We start from the raw sequence: 16,531 nt of genomic DNA, 5'->3' as shown, positions 1-16,531 counted from the left end.
TTGGAGGTACATGCTATGAAAAAGATTAGTACTTGGTCAGTGATGCTGCTGATGTTAGGTTTGTTTTTAGTTTGTATTAATGGAGATTTTATAATTTACTCGGAATGGACTATGCTAGTGGGATTACTCATTATCATGCTTGGAACTACTTTATGCTTTTTAGCTTTTTTACAAATGGAAAAAGGAAACGCTAAATCTATAAGTCTTGTTCTATCTATACTTGTGATATTTTTCATCACCTGGTTTAAACCTTTTGAATTGATAAGAATAATAAGTTGGCTGAAAAATATCTCTTAAATAAACGCGTTTATACAAGGATGAAACGCATATTCATATAAAATATGCGTTTCATCCTTTATGACATATTAAACCTTTTTTTCGTCCTAAAAGCTGCAAAAGCTGCAATTACGATTGCTCCAGATGTATCGGCAAGTAAATCAACCATCGTGTCAAAATTCCCTCCGCCCTGTAAAGTCATTTCAAAGAATTGATCCATGCTGAATTCGTAGATCTCCCAAACCACCCCACCAAATACAGAGAAAGCTAAAACAAATAAGAACACAAGCCAATAAGAAATTTGTTTCCTCGCTTCAGGATGCGTCATCCTTTCATAAAGGGCGATAGCTACAAACGCCAATAACGCTCCACTTAATAGGTGTAAGAAAGTATCCCACCACCCTAAACGATAAAAATCTAAGATGGATCCTAAATATTGCGATGCAAACAAGAAAGCAAAATAAGAGATCATGATAGGCAAATTGAATTTAATCTTAGTGAAAAAAATTAAACATAGGGGAATTAGTCCACAGAATATACCACCAAATGCTACCTGATAACTGTGTGTCTCACCTTTTGAAAAATAATAAAAACATAGATACGCCATAAACATGGCATAAATAGCACTTAGGATTAGCAAAAATGTTCGTTTCAATCTATGGTCACCTCACGAAATGAATCTATTACCGTTTTTCTAGGTTTGACCTTTTGATTGCGATATATACTTCGTTTCCTTCCATTAAAAAAGACACAACCATGTGTCTTTAAAAATTCCATTGGACATATCAAACGAATGAGTGTTACGCTTCATCTATGTTTTTAATAAATGCAATCAAACGATTTACTTCATTAAAACCGACACTTTTATGAAATTGATAACTTGTGTTATTGGATAATTCGATATCCGAACCAATCTGTGTACAATCTTTTGTCCTTAACCATCTTTCTCCTACTTCAATTAATTTTTTTGAAATACCCTTCTTTCTATACTCAGGTTCAACATAAACGCCCTCAATAAACCCAGTTGGACTGTTATGAGATCCTTCAACATAATCACTTCTAACAGAAATATGTATAAAGGCAATAGGTTTCGCATGCATGAAATAGAGAAGTACTTTATTTTTTTCCGAAGTAATCAGTTCTTTGAATTCTCTTCTCAATTCATTAGCTTCATTATCTGGCCATAATGCTAAAGCCATACTGGTCAATGAATCAAGATATTGTTCACTTGCTTCCTTAATTGATTCCATAATAAACACTCCTTATTTAATTCGTACTTAATTTTATTTCGACAATCATCACTGTAATATCCTTTATTGGAGTGAAGAATCATTAGAAAATGGTAAGCAACTTCTTTTCATTTTTTCTCATTTTACTTTATAGTCTAAGATAATTATAGGGTTATTTTGGAAAAGAGGAGATGTTTGTGAAGTATACGATTAAACATATCTTCTTTTTTATTGGTTTAATCCTCTTTAGTTATGGAATCGCCATGGCGGTTCAAGTAAAATACTTAGAAATCAGCCCATGGGACGTGTTAAACCTTGCATTGTATGATCAGTTTGGTTTAACAATCGGAACTTGGAATATAATCGTTGGCTTTCTATTAATAACCTGTACATTTTTCATTAATCGGAGGTTTATTAACATCGGAACTTTTTTAAACGCTGTTTTGGTTGGCGTTTTTGTAGACTTCTTTCTATTTTTCCACTTACTACCTCATACAACAAACACTATAATTGATCTAGTATTATTGTTAATAGGCATATTATTGATGGGAATTGGTGGCGGTATGTATTCAGCAGCAGGTATAGGAGCGGGTCCGAGAGATGGACTCATGCTGTCCCTTTCAGATATAACTGGATTATCGATCAGCAGAGTTAGAATAATTATGGAGTGCATGGTCTAATTAGTTGGTCTCACGATGGGTGGACCAGTTTTTATTTTCACATTTATTTATACATTTATCCAAAGTCCAATCTACCAAAAATCCTATTTAGCTTGTAAACGGTTGCTCGAAAGGTATTTGCATAAATATGAAAAAAGGAAGTTTGTAAGTTAACAAAGCAAACATAAAAAGAAGGTTATGCCATTGAAATTTAAAAGTTTAAATCAACATAAAGTCTTCCAGCTTTTAGTTACATTAACTATCGCTCTCTCAGGAGGGCTCTTATTTAATGTGTTTAATTGGCCGATCCCTTGGCTTTTAGGTACGCTGACTTCTGTATTAATTGTAAATCAACTAAGCTGGATCAACCTTTATTGGCCGGTTTTATTAAGAAATATAGGTTTGATTATCGTTGGATATTCTATTGGTTTAACGTTTACAAACGATACATTAAAAATGATGATTACCCACTTGCCTTCCATGGCATTTATGACAATTTTACTTTTACTAATCTGTTCAGGAATGGCACTCATCATATCTCGTTTTACATCTATTAATTTTCCAACTGCGCTTACAAGTTCAATTCCTGGTGGTCTATCGCAGATTATTACTTTTGCTGAAGAGACTAAAGGAATTGATATAACAACCGTTACGTTTTTTCAAGTGACTCGTCTTATTGTAATCATATTTGCAGTTCCATTCTTGATATTCAGTCCTATCTTTTCCTACGATAGTGAGACTACTATTCCAAATGTTATTTCAGAAGCAACCACTTCGTCTTTTTTTCCGCAGATTATTCTATACGGGCTATTTTCTGTGATAATGGCTCTTATTGGAAAAAGAATTAAACTTCCTACGGCTTTTTTACTTGGGCCAATTCTTGGAATTGCTTTTTTAAATATTATAGGTTTAACAGGACCGTCTCTTCCCAGTTCAATACTTGATGTTTCTCAATTTTTAATCGGAGGTTACATTGGATTATTGTTAAAGCCTGAGAAACTTAGAAAAAAAGCGAAAATGATTCCAATTGCGTTGTTTAGTGGCTTCCTGTTAGTCACTATCGCACTTATGCTAAGTCTTTTACTGACCTATCAATTTAACTTTTCTTTCATTACTAGTTTCCTAAGTATGGCACCAGGTGGAGCTGATCAGATGGGAATTATCGGACACGAGTTAGAAGCGGATGTTACGATGATTACAGGCTATCAACTTTTCCGTATTCTTTTTATCTTTTTCGCTGTACCTCCACTCTTAAAATGGGTTTTGCGTTCACAAATGAATAAAGTAATCTCAAAAAATGATTAATACTTCACTTTATTAAAAACAAGAACATCCCATCGATGAATGATGGGATGTTTGTTTTTTAGGTGTCTAATGCAGTTGAAATAAGTGTACATATATGGTAATAACTGTTATTTTTGCTCAGGTGCTAAATTCAAATGTTTCCATATTTCAGCTAGGTTGTCTCCTATGTCATGAATGATTTCATTCGTTTTAAAGTAATGATTATGTGAAAGTGGCGTAAAACTGCTTATAAAGTTCCCGCTGTTGATTTCTTTATCTACAGCAATCGCTTGATTATAAGAATCATTGATTGTTTTTAATGGATATCCAAAAACGTCGTCTTTATCATACATATTTACCCATTTGCCAGTTAGTTCTGGATAATGATCCTGTAGATGTGGTGATGGAACTAAAATCGGCTTATCAAAATCTGCATATCTAAGACTCCACAAAGCCAAAGGGCTTCCTAATGAGTAAAAGCTTGTTAGAGTTTCTCCTTTTTCTAACGGAGTCTTCTGCATATTTCGCAATACATCTTCAGCAATTTTTTCAGAAATAAACTGCAGATCATAAAAATAATTACTTGAAATAACCGTACCCAAACTATGTGCAATTACGATGAGTGGCGCATCTTCCCCCGCATGTTCACTTAATTTACGTAGTCCTTTCGCATAAACCTCATGAACTTTTATATAATTCGGATTATGATTAGCTACTGGCTGATAAGCGATTGCATCTCCAAAAAAGTGGATGACAAATTGTCTTAACTGCTTAAAATCTAAGCTATCTTCTGTATTAAGTTTTTTCCATAATAGTGATTCCTTCTCATTAAATACACTTCCCCAATAAATAGGTTGAATCACTAGTTCCTCTTCGGGAGTTGCGTAAAACGGTTTTATCTGTTGAGAAAATCTTTTTGTCAGCATCTCCATAAATAAATCCGAAAAATCTTCACTTTGATTTCCAATCCCATGAAGAATGGCCACTGCAATTTTTTTTGGCATGATAGATCACATCCTCCCATAGATGGTGAAATACACAGAAAAGAATACATTTCTAACTTAATATCAATACTAATGTTAGATTGTGAGGGATTGCCTTTGAAAATAAATAAAATTCATCTGTTATTATTAATCATCGTTTCCTTATTCTTTTTATGGTCACTGATTCAACCAGCACATTACCCCATATGGATATTGGAGGTAGCTCCATCTCTTGTAGCCCTGATTTTTATACTCTTCTTATATAAACGATTAAGATTCACGACTCTTTCGTATTGCATCATTGCTTTGCTAACGATTCTGACGTTTATAGGCGGACATTACACATATGATGACGTACCACTATTTGATTGGCTGCAACAAGAATATCATCTAAGTCGTAATCACTATGATCGGTTTGGTCACTTTATGAAAGGCTTGTTGGCAATTGTTATCCGAGAAATCCTTCTCGTAAAAACACCTTTACACATCGGAAAATGGGTTCAATTCATTGCCATAAGTATAACGTTAGGAATTGCCGCATTTTATGAAATTGTTGAATGGATTGCAGGAAAGATAGCAAAGCGTGAAACGAAAGACTTTGTAGGTTCACAAGGAGATATTTGGGATGCGCAATGGGACATGTCTTTTGCTTTAATCGGATCGATCATCGCCTTACTATTATTTACTTCATGGCATAACAAGCTGATGAAAAAAGGATAGGTTTGATCATATTGTTTCAGTAATTATTAGATCAATCTCAAGCAAATCCTTCAATTTTTCTTTTTTTCTTTCTATTAAAAAACAGAGGTGAAAAAATGCAAAAAGTAAGTTCGATACTTTGCACATTTATTGCGGGATTTCTATTGTTCTTTGCGTGGTCTGGTTATATAAGAGAAGAATTTAATAGTAACGAATTTCAAGGTTATGTTATAAAAAAAGAGAGAAGTGAAAGAGTAATAAGTATGGGAAGTTCACTTATATCACAACCACAATACACTTTATTCTTTGAGGATGGGAAGAGAATACAAGTACCTCATGCTATATATATGAAAATAAGAGAAGGCAGTCATATTCAGCTCATAAAAAACAAGGATAATATGATTTTAACAGAATAAGAGACTGAACGGTTAGGTTCAGTCTCTTATTCCGGTAAGTATCTAACATCCGTACTTGGAAGGAACGGGTCATGAATAGAAAGAATATAGATAAGACCTAACATAAGCAAAAAATAACTGATAAAAAACAGATCATTTCTTGAAAAGCCTACCTTATAATAGTATGTTCTTTTACTATCTGATTGAAATCGCTTAGCTTCCATTGAAACGGCAATGCGATATGCTCTGCGAATACTCTGTGATAATAAAGGTATCGCAAGCCTTTTCATTCTTATTAGAAAGTTATTTCTCTGTTCTAATCCTCTAACTCTTTGAGCATTGATAATCATTTGGTATTCCTCGATCATGATTGGGATTAACCGGATGGCTGCCATAAAACTATAAGCAAACTTAGGCGATAGTTTGAACTGTTGCATGAGAGAATAAAACAGTTTGACTGGTTTAGTGGTTAGAGCAAATAGCAAGCCAAGCATAGCAAATGACAAAGCTCTAAATCCTAAATGAATCCCTCTAATTAAACTCTCTTCTGACACTTGTATATATGCCCACTTGTAAAGAATCGTTTCTCCTTTACCGAATAAAATCATGGAAGAAGAAGTTGAAAGAAAGATAAGCACAAAAGGCAGAGACAGCATAAATAATTGTTTATATGAGTACCCTGTAGCAAAAATAAACAATAGTAAGATCACGAATAAAAAACCAATCATTAAGTCCAGAAAGTGAATATTGATCGCAACTATGAATAAGCTCAATATTGTTACTAGTTTTAGAGAAGGATTTATGCTGTGTAACCATGTGTGTTTGGCATCAAACAATGAATTCATCAAGAAATCCCTCCTCTTCTTTACATGTATGATTGAGTAGATGATCCGTTACAATTTCACCGTTCTGAACTTCCCATAACCGAGTGGCAAACTGTTCCGTAATATGGCGATCATGGGTAACCATAAGTATAATCGTCCCTTTTTGCCGTTCTCGTTCTAACCATTCTAAAAGTTTAAACGTGTTTACTGAGTCTTGTCCAAAAGTTGGTTCATCAAGAAGTAAGATAGATGGTTTTTGCAAAAAGGCTGTTGCCACACTCAGACGTCGTTTTTGACCGACAGATAGGTTATAAGGATGTTGATTCATTTTGTTCGTCAACTCAAGAGAAGTTAGTATTTCTTTTACACCCTCTTTCTGATGATTTTGAAGACCATATGTTATTTCGTCGTAAACAGAATGCGTTAAGAACTGGTATTCAGGATTCTGAAATACGAGGTACACCTGCTGGAAGATGTCTTTTGTTTTTTTAACATGCACATCATTTAAATAATAGTTTCCTGATGTTTTAATAAGCTGCATCAAAGCTAACATTAATGAACTCTTTCCTGCTCCGTTTTCACCCATGATCGTGATCCATTCTCCTGAATGAACCATTATGTCATCAACTACTATCTTATTTTCCTTGTTTCGATACCCTTTGAAATTTTTCAACTTCATGGTGTTCCTCAGTTCAGTCTTATTTCCAACGGTCGGTATTCGTTTATATTCATCCCATGCACCAGGGTACCAAATTCCGTAATCTTTTATCTTTTCTTTATGATGAGAAAAAACCGTCGAAGCATCTCCGTCAGCAAGAACTTCTCCGCCTGGTGTAAATACAATAAGACGATCAGCGAAATCCAGGATTTTCTCTATTTTATGTTCTACTATTATTAAAGTTTTATCTTTCCATACTCTTTTTACCGTTTCCCAGATTTGTTCAGTGCCCTTCTCATCAATAAAAGCGGTAGGTTCGTCTAAAAATACAACATCCGGTTTCAGTGCTAATACAGATGCGATGGCTAATCGTTGCTTCATCCCACCTGATAGATGTTGAATCGGTGTATGGATGTCATCGAGTTCAAGGCCAACCTCTTCTAATAATGAACGAATCCTACTTGGCATCTCCTCTCGAGGCACCTGAAGGTTCTCAAGAACAAATGCTAACTCTTCATCAACGAAAGGCATACAAAATTGAGTATCCGGATCTTGAAATACAAATCCCCATCGATCAGGGATCTGTATCTCATCACACTTCATAGGTATATCAATGGCATTTGGAACAAGGCCAGAAAGAACTTGTAAAAGTGTGGATTTTCCACACCCAGATGTACCCAGAAGAAGTACTTTTTCACCCGATCGAAAAGACAAACTCAAATCTCTAAACAGCATTTCTGTCTCACCTGGAAATTTCAATCTTAGATTTTTTACAGATGTTATGATTGTCATCAAACCACCTCAGTTATTGATCTAATGCTTCGTGATCTTTTTTTGAAGAGGCTCGCACTAAATTTGTTACACCTGTAGCTTCTAAAGCTTTTACGATAGAAACGGCAAACACCCCTGTAAACAATATAGAACTGATTACTCTAAATACGATAAATAAAGTTAGGTTCCATGTTGAAAGATCACCAATATATCCTTTGTAAAAGTCCATGATTAAAGATCCTGCACATGAACTTAACGCAGCAAGCGAGATGACAAAAAGGTCAACTCGTTTATAACGAAATGCGAAAAGGATCAACTCTGCAAACAATCCTTGAATGATTCCGTATAGTAATACTTCAAGTCCAAATTCAGAACCCATTAAAAATTCTCCTGAAGAAGCAGCAATTTCAGCCAAAAGAGCAACTCCAGGCTTTCGAATGATTAAGAACGCAACTGTTGCTGCCATGAACCACATTCCGTATATCAACTGATCGATGTGAAGACCAAATGGTTTAACCGCATAGTAGAGCGGCCCCCAAATTTTATACAAGATGCCAAATGCGATCGAGATTACAATGGTTATAAGAATATCTGTTAACTTTAAACCTCTTTGCATGCTACGCTTCACTCCCGGTCGTTGTTGTCGCTAGGCTGAATGGAATCGGCCATTTTTCTAACGTATAAGCCATCTCCCAAAAGGAATACTCATACTGACAACTAATTAAGAAATGTTGAATCATTTTGCTTTTTTCCTGGTCACTTGCGTTTTCAGCCAATTGATTCAATCTATCGATCTGTTCGTTTACCAGTTCTGAGAACCATTCACCGCCATATGCAGCGATCCACTCCTGATAGATCGGCTCTTGTGGTTTTGCTCCTTTAAACGTTTCACCTATTTCTTGATAGATCCAATAACATGGTAGAATGGCAGCGATAATTTCTCCTAAGCTTCCAGACTCTGCCACTCGGTAAAGGTGTGATGTATAATGATAAGCAGTTGGAGCGGGTTCAAAACTTGTCAGTTCTTTCTCTGTCACCCCCAACTGTTTCATAAACGTCTCATGAAGTCCTAACTCAGCGTCATTAGTACCTTGTGCATGTACCGCCATCCTAGAAGTCGTATACAAATCTTCAGCTCTAGCTGCACCCATCGCCTGTATTCTTGCAAAATGAGATAAATAGTATGAATCTTGTAAAACATAATATCGAAAGCATTCTAATGAAAGATCACCTTCCGCAATTCCTCTTACAAATGGATGTCGAAGGTTGGCTTCCCAAATAGTAGTGGCTTTTTCTCGCAAAATATCAGTAAATGTGTTCATATGAATCCTCCTTATTTTTTCCAACAAAAAAACCACTCTCAGCTAAGAAAGTGGTTGTATTTGGAGAATTCAAGAAATAAATAAGACTCCGCAACACCACTTCCCTACGCTGGTATAATCCAGATCAGGTTCTAAGAGTCTCAAAGTTACACTTTGATCTCAGCCTTATTAAAGGCACCCCTAGTGGTCATTTTTATGTAGTTGGTTTCTGTCTTAAATGATAGCAGTCTCGTATAGATTGTCAACTGTTTTTGAAAAACACGAATATGTTGAAGACCATGATAAAAGGGTAAAACATGGTATAGTTTTACCCTTTGAAAAAATTTATTTACTTACTCATCGCCTCTGTTAAAACAGGTACGATTTGCTTTTTACGAGAAACAACACCTTTAAGTACAGCTGTATTGTTTTCTAATTTTACGTTATAAGCTTCTTCAACAGTTTGTGATCTCTTACCAAGAGCTAAAGCTGTTGAATCATTTGTTAGAATGTCAGTTACAACAAACATAAACAGGTCTAGCCCTTTGTCAGCAATCACTTTAGTAATTGCTGATTCTAGATCTTCTTGATGTTTCATTACATCGCTAGCATCCACCGTATTCACTTGAGCAACTTCAATTTTACTTTCCCCGATGTTAAATTCTTTAGCATCAAGTGAAATCAATTCTTCTACCGATTTATCACTTAAGTCTGCTCCTGCTTTTAGCATTTCTAAACCGTACTTTTCAGCATCTACTCCTGCAATTTCAGCAAGTTCGCGCGCTGCAGCAACATCCTCTTCTGTACAAGTAGGTGATTTGAATAATAAAGAGTCAGAAATAATGGCAGAGAGCATAAGTCCTGCAATATTTTTCTCTACTTGAACACCTTTCTCTTTGTACATCTTGTTCAAGATTGTAGCCGTACAACCAACAGGTTCCGCACGATAATATAAAGGATCACTCGTTTCAAAGTTTGCGATACGATGATGATCGATAACTTCTAACACTCTTACTTTATCAATGTCATTTGCACTTTGTTGACGTTCGTTATGGTCCACTAAGATTACTGCGTTTGTTTCAGCAGAGACATGTTCAACAAGTCGAGGAATCTCAGCATTAAAATAATCTAATGCATATTGTGTTTCACCATTAATTTCACCTAGGCGAATCGCTTCTACGTTTTGTCCTAATTTAGATTTTAAGTCAGCATAAACAAGCGCTGATGTAATCGTGTCAGTATCTGGATTTTTGTGTCCAAAAATAAGTACTTTTTCCATGCGTCTACTCCTTATGAATAAAAGAATTGTTTTTTCCTAAGCCTTATTTTATCATAGATAAAAAGTTTATGGCTTTTGGAGTTTATTGTAGCATGGAAAAAAGTATTAAGGCAAAACCGTACTGCCCATTAACGATAGGTCAACTTGGCGTGCACAATCACGCCCTTCTTGAATCGCCCAAACGATTAAACTTTGACCTCGTCTAGAATCACCTGCAGCAAATACTCCATCTATATTTGTTCGATAATCACCATGTTTAGCATCTACTTTGTTGTTTTTATGCTCTACTCCAAATTCTTTTAAGACTGGAAGTTCTGTACCCTCAAAGCCAATAGCAATGAATACAAGATCTGCTGGCCAAATCTTTTCAGATCCCGGAATTTCTTCAAAAACTAAATTTCCAGCATCATCTGACGTACGTTGCATTTGAACCGTATGCAGTTCTTTTAGTCGACCGTTTTGATCTGATACAAGTTTCTTTGTTTGAACAGAATACTCTCTAGGATCGTGACCATATTGAGCTGTCGCTTCCTCATAAGCATAGTCCATTGTAAAAATATTAGGTTGCTCCGGCCACATATTTGCATCACTTCGAACATCAGGAAGTTTAGGATGTTTTCCAAATTGGACAACACTCTTGCACTTTTGTCTAAGAGCTGTTGCTACACAGTCAGCACCCGTGTCACCACCACCGATTACGATGACATGCTTACCTTCTGCATCAATTAGCGGCTCTGAAACTTCAATATTTAATAATCTCTTCGTAGCTTGAGTGAGATAGTTCATAGCAAAATGAACACCTTCTGCTTCTCTTCCTTGAAGGATTAAATCTCTTTGTTTTTGCGCTCCTGTACAAAGAATAATAGAGTCGAATTGATTTTTCAGTTCTTCAGAAGTAATATCTTTTCCTACCTCTGTGTTAAGGATAAAATCAATGCCTTCTTGCCTTAATAATTTGACCCGTCTTTCCACAACATCCTTATCCAACTTCATGTTAGGAATTCCATACGTTAACAATCCGCCAACTTTATCTGCTCTTTCATAGACGGTAACAGAATGACCTGCTTGGTTCAGCTGATCTGCTGCTGCAAGCCCAGCTGGTCCTGATCCAACGATTGCGATCTTTTTCCCTGTTCTTTTATGTGGAATTCTAGGTTGAATCCAGCCGTTTTCAAAACCTTTATCAATGATTGCTTTTTCAATGTTCTTTATCGTTACAGCAGGACCAGCTAACTCAACTGTACATGAACCTTCACAAGGAGCCGGACAAACCCTGCCAGTAAATTCAGGAAAATTATTTGTTTTTAATAAACGGTCAAGAGCTTCTTTCCATTTTCCCCTGTAGACAAGGTCATTCCACTCTGGAATAAGATTATTAATGGGACAGCCAGACGCAGCCCCATTAATCTCTATTCCAATATGACAAAAAGGTGTTCCACAATCCATACATCTAGCAGCTTGCCTTTTCAACATATCTTCAGGTTGTTTTTCCGTATATTCTTTCCAATCTTTAAGACGTTGGAGAGGCTTTCTCTCTATCGTTTCTTCTCTTGGGTATTCCAAAAATCCGGTTGGTTTGCCCATTTAACATCTCTCCTCTCATCTCAATTTATTTCAGAATTAATTTTGTCGGTCCAGGTCTGCCGCTTGCTTTTGCGGAGCTTGTTCCGGCTTCAAAAGCATTCATTACCGCTTCATCTTCTGTATAACCTGCTTTTTTCTCTTCTTCTATTTTCTTAATCATTTCTTTATAGTCAGTTGGAATAACTTTCACAAAATGCGACTGTTGTATTTTCCAATTTTGAAGAATAGCTGCAGCTTTTTTACTTTGAGTGTATGAAAAATGTTGAATGATCATCTGCTTGACTGTTTCTGTTTCTTCAGAATCAATCAATCTCTCAAACTCAATACCTTCTTTGTTACATAACTGCTTCAATAAAAGTGGCTGATGCGTGTAGATGTATGCAATTCCCCCACTCATACCTGCTCCAAAGTTCTTTCCAACATCTCCTAAGACAACTACTCGACCACCCGTCATATATTCACAACCATGATCTCCGATTCCTTCAACAACAATGTTAGCTCCACTGTTTCTAACCCCGAATCTTTCACCAGCCAAGCCGTTAATATATGCTTCACCACTTGTTGCTCCATAAAATGCAACGTTTCCTAAGATGACATTATCATCAGCCAAGTACTCTGCTGATTTAGGGGGGGCGACAATCAATTTTCCGCCAGATAATCCTTTGCCAAAATAATCATTGCTGTCTCCGTTCAGATAAAGCGTCATGCCACGTGGCACGAATGCTCCAAAGCTTTGACCAGCAGATCCAGTAAAGTTAAGAGTAACAGTATCTTCTGAAAGACCTTCTTCACCGTATCGTTTTGTTATTTCACTACCAGCAATCGTACCAGCGACACGATTCGTGTTTTTAATCGGTAAGTTGAGTGAAACAGACTTCTTCGTTTCTAATGCTGGCTGCAGCACGGGTAGAATTTCATTCATATCAAGCGATTGATCAATCTTATGATTTTGAGAAATTTGCTTCGTACGGATACCTTCTGCTTGATAAAGCAGTTTTGATAAGTCAAGATGCTTTGCTTTCCAGTGTTTCTTTGCACGATCTCCGACCGTTAGTACGTCAGTACGTCCTACCATCTCCTCCATCGTACGAAATCCAAGTTCTGCCATAATCTCACGTATTTCTTCAGCTACAAATCTCATGTAGTTTACAACGTGTTCAGGATCTCCCATATATTTTTTCCTTAATTCAGGATTCTGTGTCGCAACACCGACAGGACACGTATCAAGGTGACAAGCACGCATCATGACACAACCTAATACTACAAGTGGTGCTGTAGCAAAGCCGTATTCTTCTGCACCTAACAATGCAGCAAGAACAACATCCTTACCTGTCATCAGCTTCCCGTCCGTCTCAAGAGTTACACGTTCGCGAAGTCCGTTCAGCATTAACGTTTGGTGTGTTTCGGCAAGTCCTAACTCCCAAGGAAGACCAGTATGTTTAATACTTGTTTTTGGAGAAGCACCAGTTCCCCCGTCATAACCACTAATTACGATCACATCTGCTGCGCCCTTTGCTACACCAGCTGCAATCGTTCCAACTCCAGATTTAGCTACAAGCTTTACGCTGATTCTAGCTTCGCGATTGGCATTCTTGAGATCATGAATCAGTTGTGCCATATCCTCGATCGAGTAAATATCATGATGTGGAGGCGGGGAGATTAATCCTACTCCTGGCGTTGATCCACGAACATCTGCTACCCAAGGATATACTTTGTTTCCCGGCAACTGTCCGCCTTCCCCTGGTTTAGCTCCTTGTGCCATCTTGATTTGCAGTTCATCTGCGTTTACGAGATAGTGACTTTTGACGCCGAATCTACCTGATGCTACTTGTTTAATACTACTTCTACGGTTATTGCCAAGTTCATCAGGAATAAAACGGGCTGGATCTTCTCCACCTTCACCACTATTGCTTTTTCCACCTAAACGATTCATCGCGATAGCAAGTGATTCGTGTGCTTCTTGGCTTAGAGAGCCAAAAGACATAGCACCTGTTTTAAAGCGCTTTACAATCTCTTCAACAGGTTCAACTTCATCAATAGGTATAGACGTAGATTCAGGTACAAACGAGAATAAGTTTCTTAAGAAAGTTGTTCTTTCCTCATCCGCTAGCTTGGAGAACGTTTTAAACAATGAATAGTCATTCTTACGACATGCCCATTGAAGGGTATGAATCGTTTTTGGATTAAAAGCATGATGTTCACCAGTACTTCTCCATTGAAAATCGCTTCCTGAATCCAAAGTGTCATCGATGGTTTCTTTATAGCCTAATTGGTGTCTTTGTGTAGCCTCTTTTTCAATCTCAGCTAATGTAATGCCATCTATTTGTGATGCGGTAGCTGGGAAATAACGGTCGATTACTTCTTTACCGATTCCGACTGCTTCAAAGATTTGAGCCCCACGATAACTCTGGACCGTTGAGATTCCCATTTTCGACATTACTTTAACGATTCCATCTGTTATTCCTCGTTTATACGTTTTAACCGTTTCTGACAAAGAAAGGTTGATATGTTCATTCTGGATAGCTTCTTCAAATGTCTTATACGTTAGATATGGATAGATAGCATCAGCTCCGTAACCAATAAGCGCTGCAAAATGATGAACTTCTCTTACTTCACCTGATTCTACAATCAAGCTTACTTTGGTGCGCAGTCCTTTTTGTACAAGATGATGATGAAGCGCACTAACAGCAAGTAAAACAGGGATAGGTATAGAAGACTCATTCATCTCTCTGTCTGACAAAACTAATAAAGTTGCTCCATCTTGTATTGCTTCTGCCGCATTTTTAAAAAGAGATTGTAGCCCGAGTTCTAAATCTTCCGAAAATAAAGTCTGCAGAACAGCCGTTTTAAATTCATAAACCATGTTATCTGTAATCTGATTAAACTCATTAGATGTTAACACAGGAGAGTTCAATTGAATTCTCTTCGCATTCTGTGGTCCAGGATGCAGAAGATTCCCTTCAGCTCCGAGCAGCGTCATCGTAGAAGTAACAATCTTCTCGCGAATAGCATCGATAGGAGGGTTTGTAACTTGGGCAAATAGCTGCTTAAAATAATTAAATAGGGATTGAGGGTTATCAGATAAAACCGCTAGGGGTGTATCATTACCCATTGACCCAATGGGATCTTTTCCTTCTGTAATGACAGGAATTAAATATTTATGGATATCTTCATACGTATAGCCGAAAGCTCTTTGTTTACTTCTTGCATTTTCTAAGATAATCCCTGACTCTTCACCATCTTCATCAAGATGATGCAATCCATTCGTCAGCCATAATTCGTACGGTTCTTTGCTTGCCATTTCTGTTTTGATCTCATTGTCTGTAATGATTCTACCTTCTTGTAGATCTATCAAGAGCATTCTTCCTGGACTTAATCGCTCTTTGTATAGAACATTCTCTTCTTCAACGTCAATAACTCCTACTTCAGACGAAAAGATGATGTAATCGTCCTTTGTTACATAATATCTCGCTGGACGTAGACCGTTTCGATCCAGTATCGCTCCAATTTGATTCCCATCTGTGAAGGAAATCGCTGTTGGTCCGTCCCATGGCTCCATCAGACAACTATGATATTCGTAAAATGCTTTTCTCTCATGTTCTAGATGAGGATTCTCACTCCATGGTTCAGGGATAAGCATCATAGCTGTATGAGAAGGCTTTCTCCCTGCAAGTACAAAAAATTCAAAGGCTTGATCTAGAATAGAAGAATCACTGCCATCAGCATCAAGAATAGGAAGTAATTTTTCAATATCATCTCCGAATGCTTCAGAAACAAACTGCTTCTCGCGTGCCTTCATCCAGTTCATGTTTCCTTGTAACGTATTGATCTCTCCATTATGAATGATGTATCGGTTTGGATGCGCTCGTTCCCATGTTGGAAACGTATTTGTGCTAAAACGGGAATGCACTAAAGCGAATGGAGACACGAAATCCGTATCTTGTAGATCATAATAAAAGGCATCCACTTGCTCTGGAGTTAACAAACCTTTGTATACGATTGTTTGTGATGATAGACTAGCAAAATACGTTTGAAGTCCTTGTTTTCTTGCCCAGTGCTCTACTTGTTTTCTGATTACGAATAGTTTTCTCTCAAAAGCTAGATTCTCTGAGAACGCATCATGAGAAGCGATGAAGACTTGTTTAATTAAAGGACAAGTTTCCTGTGCCTTTTTCCCGATCGTTTTAACATTTATGGGTACCGTTCTCCAGCCGAGTAATTGTTGTCCTTCTTGAATAATAATTTGATTAATTTGATTTTCTAATTTCTGTTGAGCTTCTGTATCATTTGGGAAAAAGATCATCCCTACCCCGTAACGTCCATTTTCAGGCAGATCAAAATCAGTTACCTTTTTAAAAAAATTATGCGGTATCTTTGTCAACAAGCCGGCTCCATCTCCCGTTAAAGGATCACTTCCTTGTCCTCCTCGGTGATCAAGCTGGCATAGCATATGAAGTCCTTTTTCAACAATCTCATGGGTAGCATGCCCTTTTAAATGAGCATATAGACCAATGCCACAAGCGTCATGTTCGTTCTTCGGATTATATAAACCTTGTGGTTCTGGAAATTGACTAAAGGTCATTTTGAAC

General features: G+C 37.1%; 14 protein-coding genes, 1 pseudogene and 1 riboswitch. Of the genes and pseudogenes, 5 read left to right on the top strand and 10 right to left on the bottom strand.

The features are described 5' to 3' along the window. Positions 1 to 15 precede the first annotated feature (15 nt). Positions 16 to 297, top strand: coding sequence for a hypothetical protein (locus ABE65_RS09860; RefSeq protein ID WP_066394196.1), 282 nt, complete (start codon positions 16 to 18; stop codon positions 295 to 297). A 58-nt stretch (positions 298 to 355) separates the two neighbouring features. Here the strand turns inward: ABE65_RS09860 and ABE65_RS09855 are convergent, their stop codons facing one another. Together ABE65_RS09855 and aac(6') are read right to left on the bottom strand one after the other, a co-directional pair. Beyond that, a complete protein-coding gene (locus tag ABE65_RS09855) occupies positions 356 to 931 on the bottom strand; it encodes a DUF2238 domain-containing protein (protein WP_066394195.1) in 576 nt (191 codons plus the stop codon). A gap of 145 nt (positions 932 to 1,076) precedes the next feature. Then, complete coding sequence (gene aac(6') / locus ABE65_RS09850; protein ID WP_066394192.1) at positions 1,077 to 1,526, bottom strand: aminoglycoside 6'-N-acetyltransferase; 450 nt, start codon at positions 1,524 to 1,526, stop codon at positions 1,077 to 1,079. A gap of 176 nt (positions 1,527 to 1,702) precedes the next feature. Between aac(6') and ABE65_RS09845 the strand changes: the two are divergent. Further along, positions 1,703 to 2,338, top strand: a pseudogene (locus tag ABE65_RS09845) (YczE/YyaS/YitT family protein). Between the two features lie 30 nt (positions 2,339 to 2,368). Next, positions 2,369 to 3,469 (top strand): AbrB family transcriptional regulator, encoded by a 1,101-nt coding sequence (locus ABE65_RS09840; RefSeq protein WP_231887876.1) that lies wholly within the window; start codon positions 2,369 to 2,371, stop codon positions 3,467 to 3,469. Between the two features lie 107 nt (positions 3,470 to 3,576). On the opposite strand, the gene ABE65_RS09835 is transcribed toward ABE65_RS09840, so the two are convergent. After that, the gene (locus ABE65_RS09835; RefSeq protein ID WP_066394186.1) at positions 3,577 to 4,452 is read right to left on the bottom strand and encodes a hypothetical protein; all 876 of its coding nucleotides are present in this window, start codon (positions 4,450 to 4,452) and stop codon (positions 3,577 to 3,579) included. A 96-nt stretch (positions 4,453 to 4,548) separates the two neighbouring features. Between ABE65_RS09835 and ABE65_RS09830 the strand changes: the two genes are divergently transcribed. Together ABE65_RS09830 and ABE65_RS09825 are read left to right on the top strand one after the other, a co-directional pair. Continuing rightward, complete coding sequence (locus tag ABE65_RS09830) at positions 4,549 to 5,151, top strand: DUF2238 domain-containing protein (protein WP_231887875.1); 603 nt, start codon at positions 4,549 to 4,551, stop codon at positions 5,149 to 5,151. A 95-nt stretch (positions 5,152 to 5,246) separates the two neighbouring features. Next, positions 5,247 to 5,546: a hypothetical protein gene (locus ABE65_RS09825; protein WP_066394184.1), complete on the top strand. Its 300-nt coding sequence runs from the start codon at positions 5,247 to 5,249 to the stop codon at positions 5,544 to 5,546. Between the two features lie 26 nt (positions 5,547 to 5,572). On the opposite strand, the gene ABE65_RS09820 is transcribed toward ABE65_RS09825, so the two are convergent. From ABE65_RS09820 to gltB, 7 genes are all read right to left on the bottom strand, one after another. Then, positions 5,573 to 6,370, bottom strand: a complete 798-nt coding sequence (locus ABE65_RS09820; protein ID WP_066394182.1) for an energy-coupling factor transporter transmembrane component T family protein — start codon at positions 6,368 to 6,370, stop codon at positions 5,573 to 5,575. Beyond that, positions 6,354 to 7,799 carry an ABC transporter ATP-binding protein gene (locus tag ABE65_RS09815; protein ID WP_066394181.1) on the bottom strand — a complete coding sequence of 482 codons (1,446 nt, stop codon included), beginning with the start codon at positions 7,797 to 7,799 and terminating at the stop codon, positions 6,354 to 6,356. Before ABE65_RS09815 ends, ABE65_RS09820 begins: the two co-directional genes overlap by 17 nt. Before the next feature lie 13 nt (positions 7,800 to 7,812). After that, positions 7,813 to 8,394, bottom strand: coding sequence for an ECF transporter S component (locus ABE65_RS09810; RefSeq protein WP_066394178.1), 582 nt, complete (start codon positions 8,392 to 8,394; stop codon positions 7,813 to 7,815). A 1-nt stretch (position 8,395) separates the two neighbouring features. Further along, a complete protein-coding gene (tenA, locus tag ABE65_RS09805; RefSeq protein ID WP_066394175.1) occupies positions 8,396 to 9,100 on the bottom strand; it encodes a thiaminase II in 705 nt (234 codons plus the stop codon). Between the two features lie 84 nt (positions 9,101 to 9,184). After that, a riboswitch (TPP riboswitch) is annotated at positions 9,185 to 9,292 on the bottom strand. Positions 9,293 to 9,428: 136 nt separating this feature from the next. After that, positions 9,429 to 10,358, bottom strand: a complete 930-nt coding sequence (locus tag ABE65_RS09800; RefSeq protein ID WP_066394172.1) for a manganese-dependent inorganic pyrophosphatase — start codon at positions 10,356 to 10,358, stop codon at positions 9,429 to 9,431. Between the two features lie 105 nt (positions 10,359 to 10,463). Then, positions 10,464 to 11,942 (bottom strand): glutamate synthase subunit beta, encoded by a 1,479-nt coding sequence (locus tag ABE65_RS09795; RefSeq protein ID WP_066394170.1) that lies wholly within the window; start codon positions 11,940 to 11,942, stop codon positions 10,464 to 10,466. A gap of 25 nt (positions 11,943 to 11,967) precedes the next feature. After that, on the bottom strand, positions 11,968 to 16,524 hold the full coding sequence (gltB, locus tag ABE65_RS09790) for a glutamate synthase large subunit (protein WP_066394168.1): 4,557 nt from the start codon (positions 16,522 to 16,524) through the stop codon (positions 11,968 to 11,970). Positions 16,525 to 16,531: the final 7 nt, after the last annotated feature.

Source organism: Fictibacillus phosphorivorans (assembly GCF_001629705.1).
Lineage (GTDB): Bacteria > Bacillota > Bacilli > Bacillales > Fictibacillaceae > Fictibacillus > Fictibacillus phosphorivorans_A.
Note: the sequence above shows the minus strand (reverse complement) of the source record. Positions and strands in the feature narration are given on the sequence as shown.

Bases quoted from the DNA above. Each gene is read 5' to 3' on its own strand.
- ABE65_RS09860 (WP_066394196.1), top strand. From the start codon at position 16: ATGAAAAAGATTAGTACTTGGTCAGTGATGCTGCTGATGTTAGGTTTG.
- gltB (WP_066394168.1), bottom strand. From the start codon at position 16,524: ATGACCTTTAGTCAATTTCCAGAACCACAAGGTTTATATAATCCGAAG.
- ABE65_RS09835 (WP_066394186.1), bottom strand. From the start codon at position 4,452: ATGCCAAAAAAAATTGCAGTGGCCATTCTTCATGGGATTGGAAATCAA.
- ABE65_RS09810 (WP_066394178.1), bottom strand. From the start codon at position 8,394: ATGCAAAGAGGTTTAAAGTTAACAGATATTCTTATAACCATTGTAATC.
- ABE65_RS09825 (WP_066394184.1), top strand. From the start codon at position 5,247: ATGCAAAAAGTAAGTTCGATACTTTGCACATTTATTGCGGGATTTCTA.
- ABE65_RS09815 (WP_066394181.1), bottom strand. From the start codon at position 7,799: ATGACAATCATAACATCTGTAAAAAATCTAAGATTGAAATTTCCAGGT.
- ABE65_RS09795 (WP_066394170.1), bottom strand. From the start codon at position 11,942: ATGGGCAAACCAACCGGATTTTTGGAATACCCAAGAGAAGAAACGATA.
- ABE65_RS09800 (WP_066394172.1), bottom strand. From the start codon at position 10,358: ATGGAAAAAGTACTTATTTTTGGACACAAAAATCCAGATACTGACACG.
- ABE65_RS09820 (WP_066394182.1), bottom strand. From the start codon at position 6,370: ATGAATTCATTGTTTGATGCCAAACACACATGGTTACACAGCATAAAT.
- tenA (WP_066394175.1), bottom strand. From the start codon at position 9,100: ATGAACACATTTACTGATATTTTGCGAGAAAAAGCCACTACTATTTGG.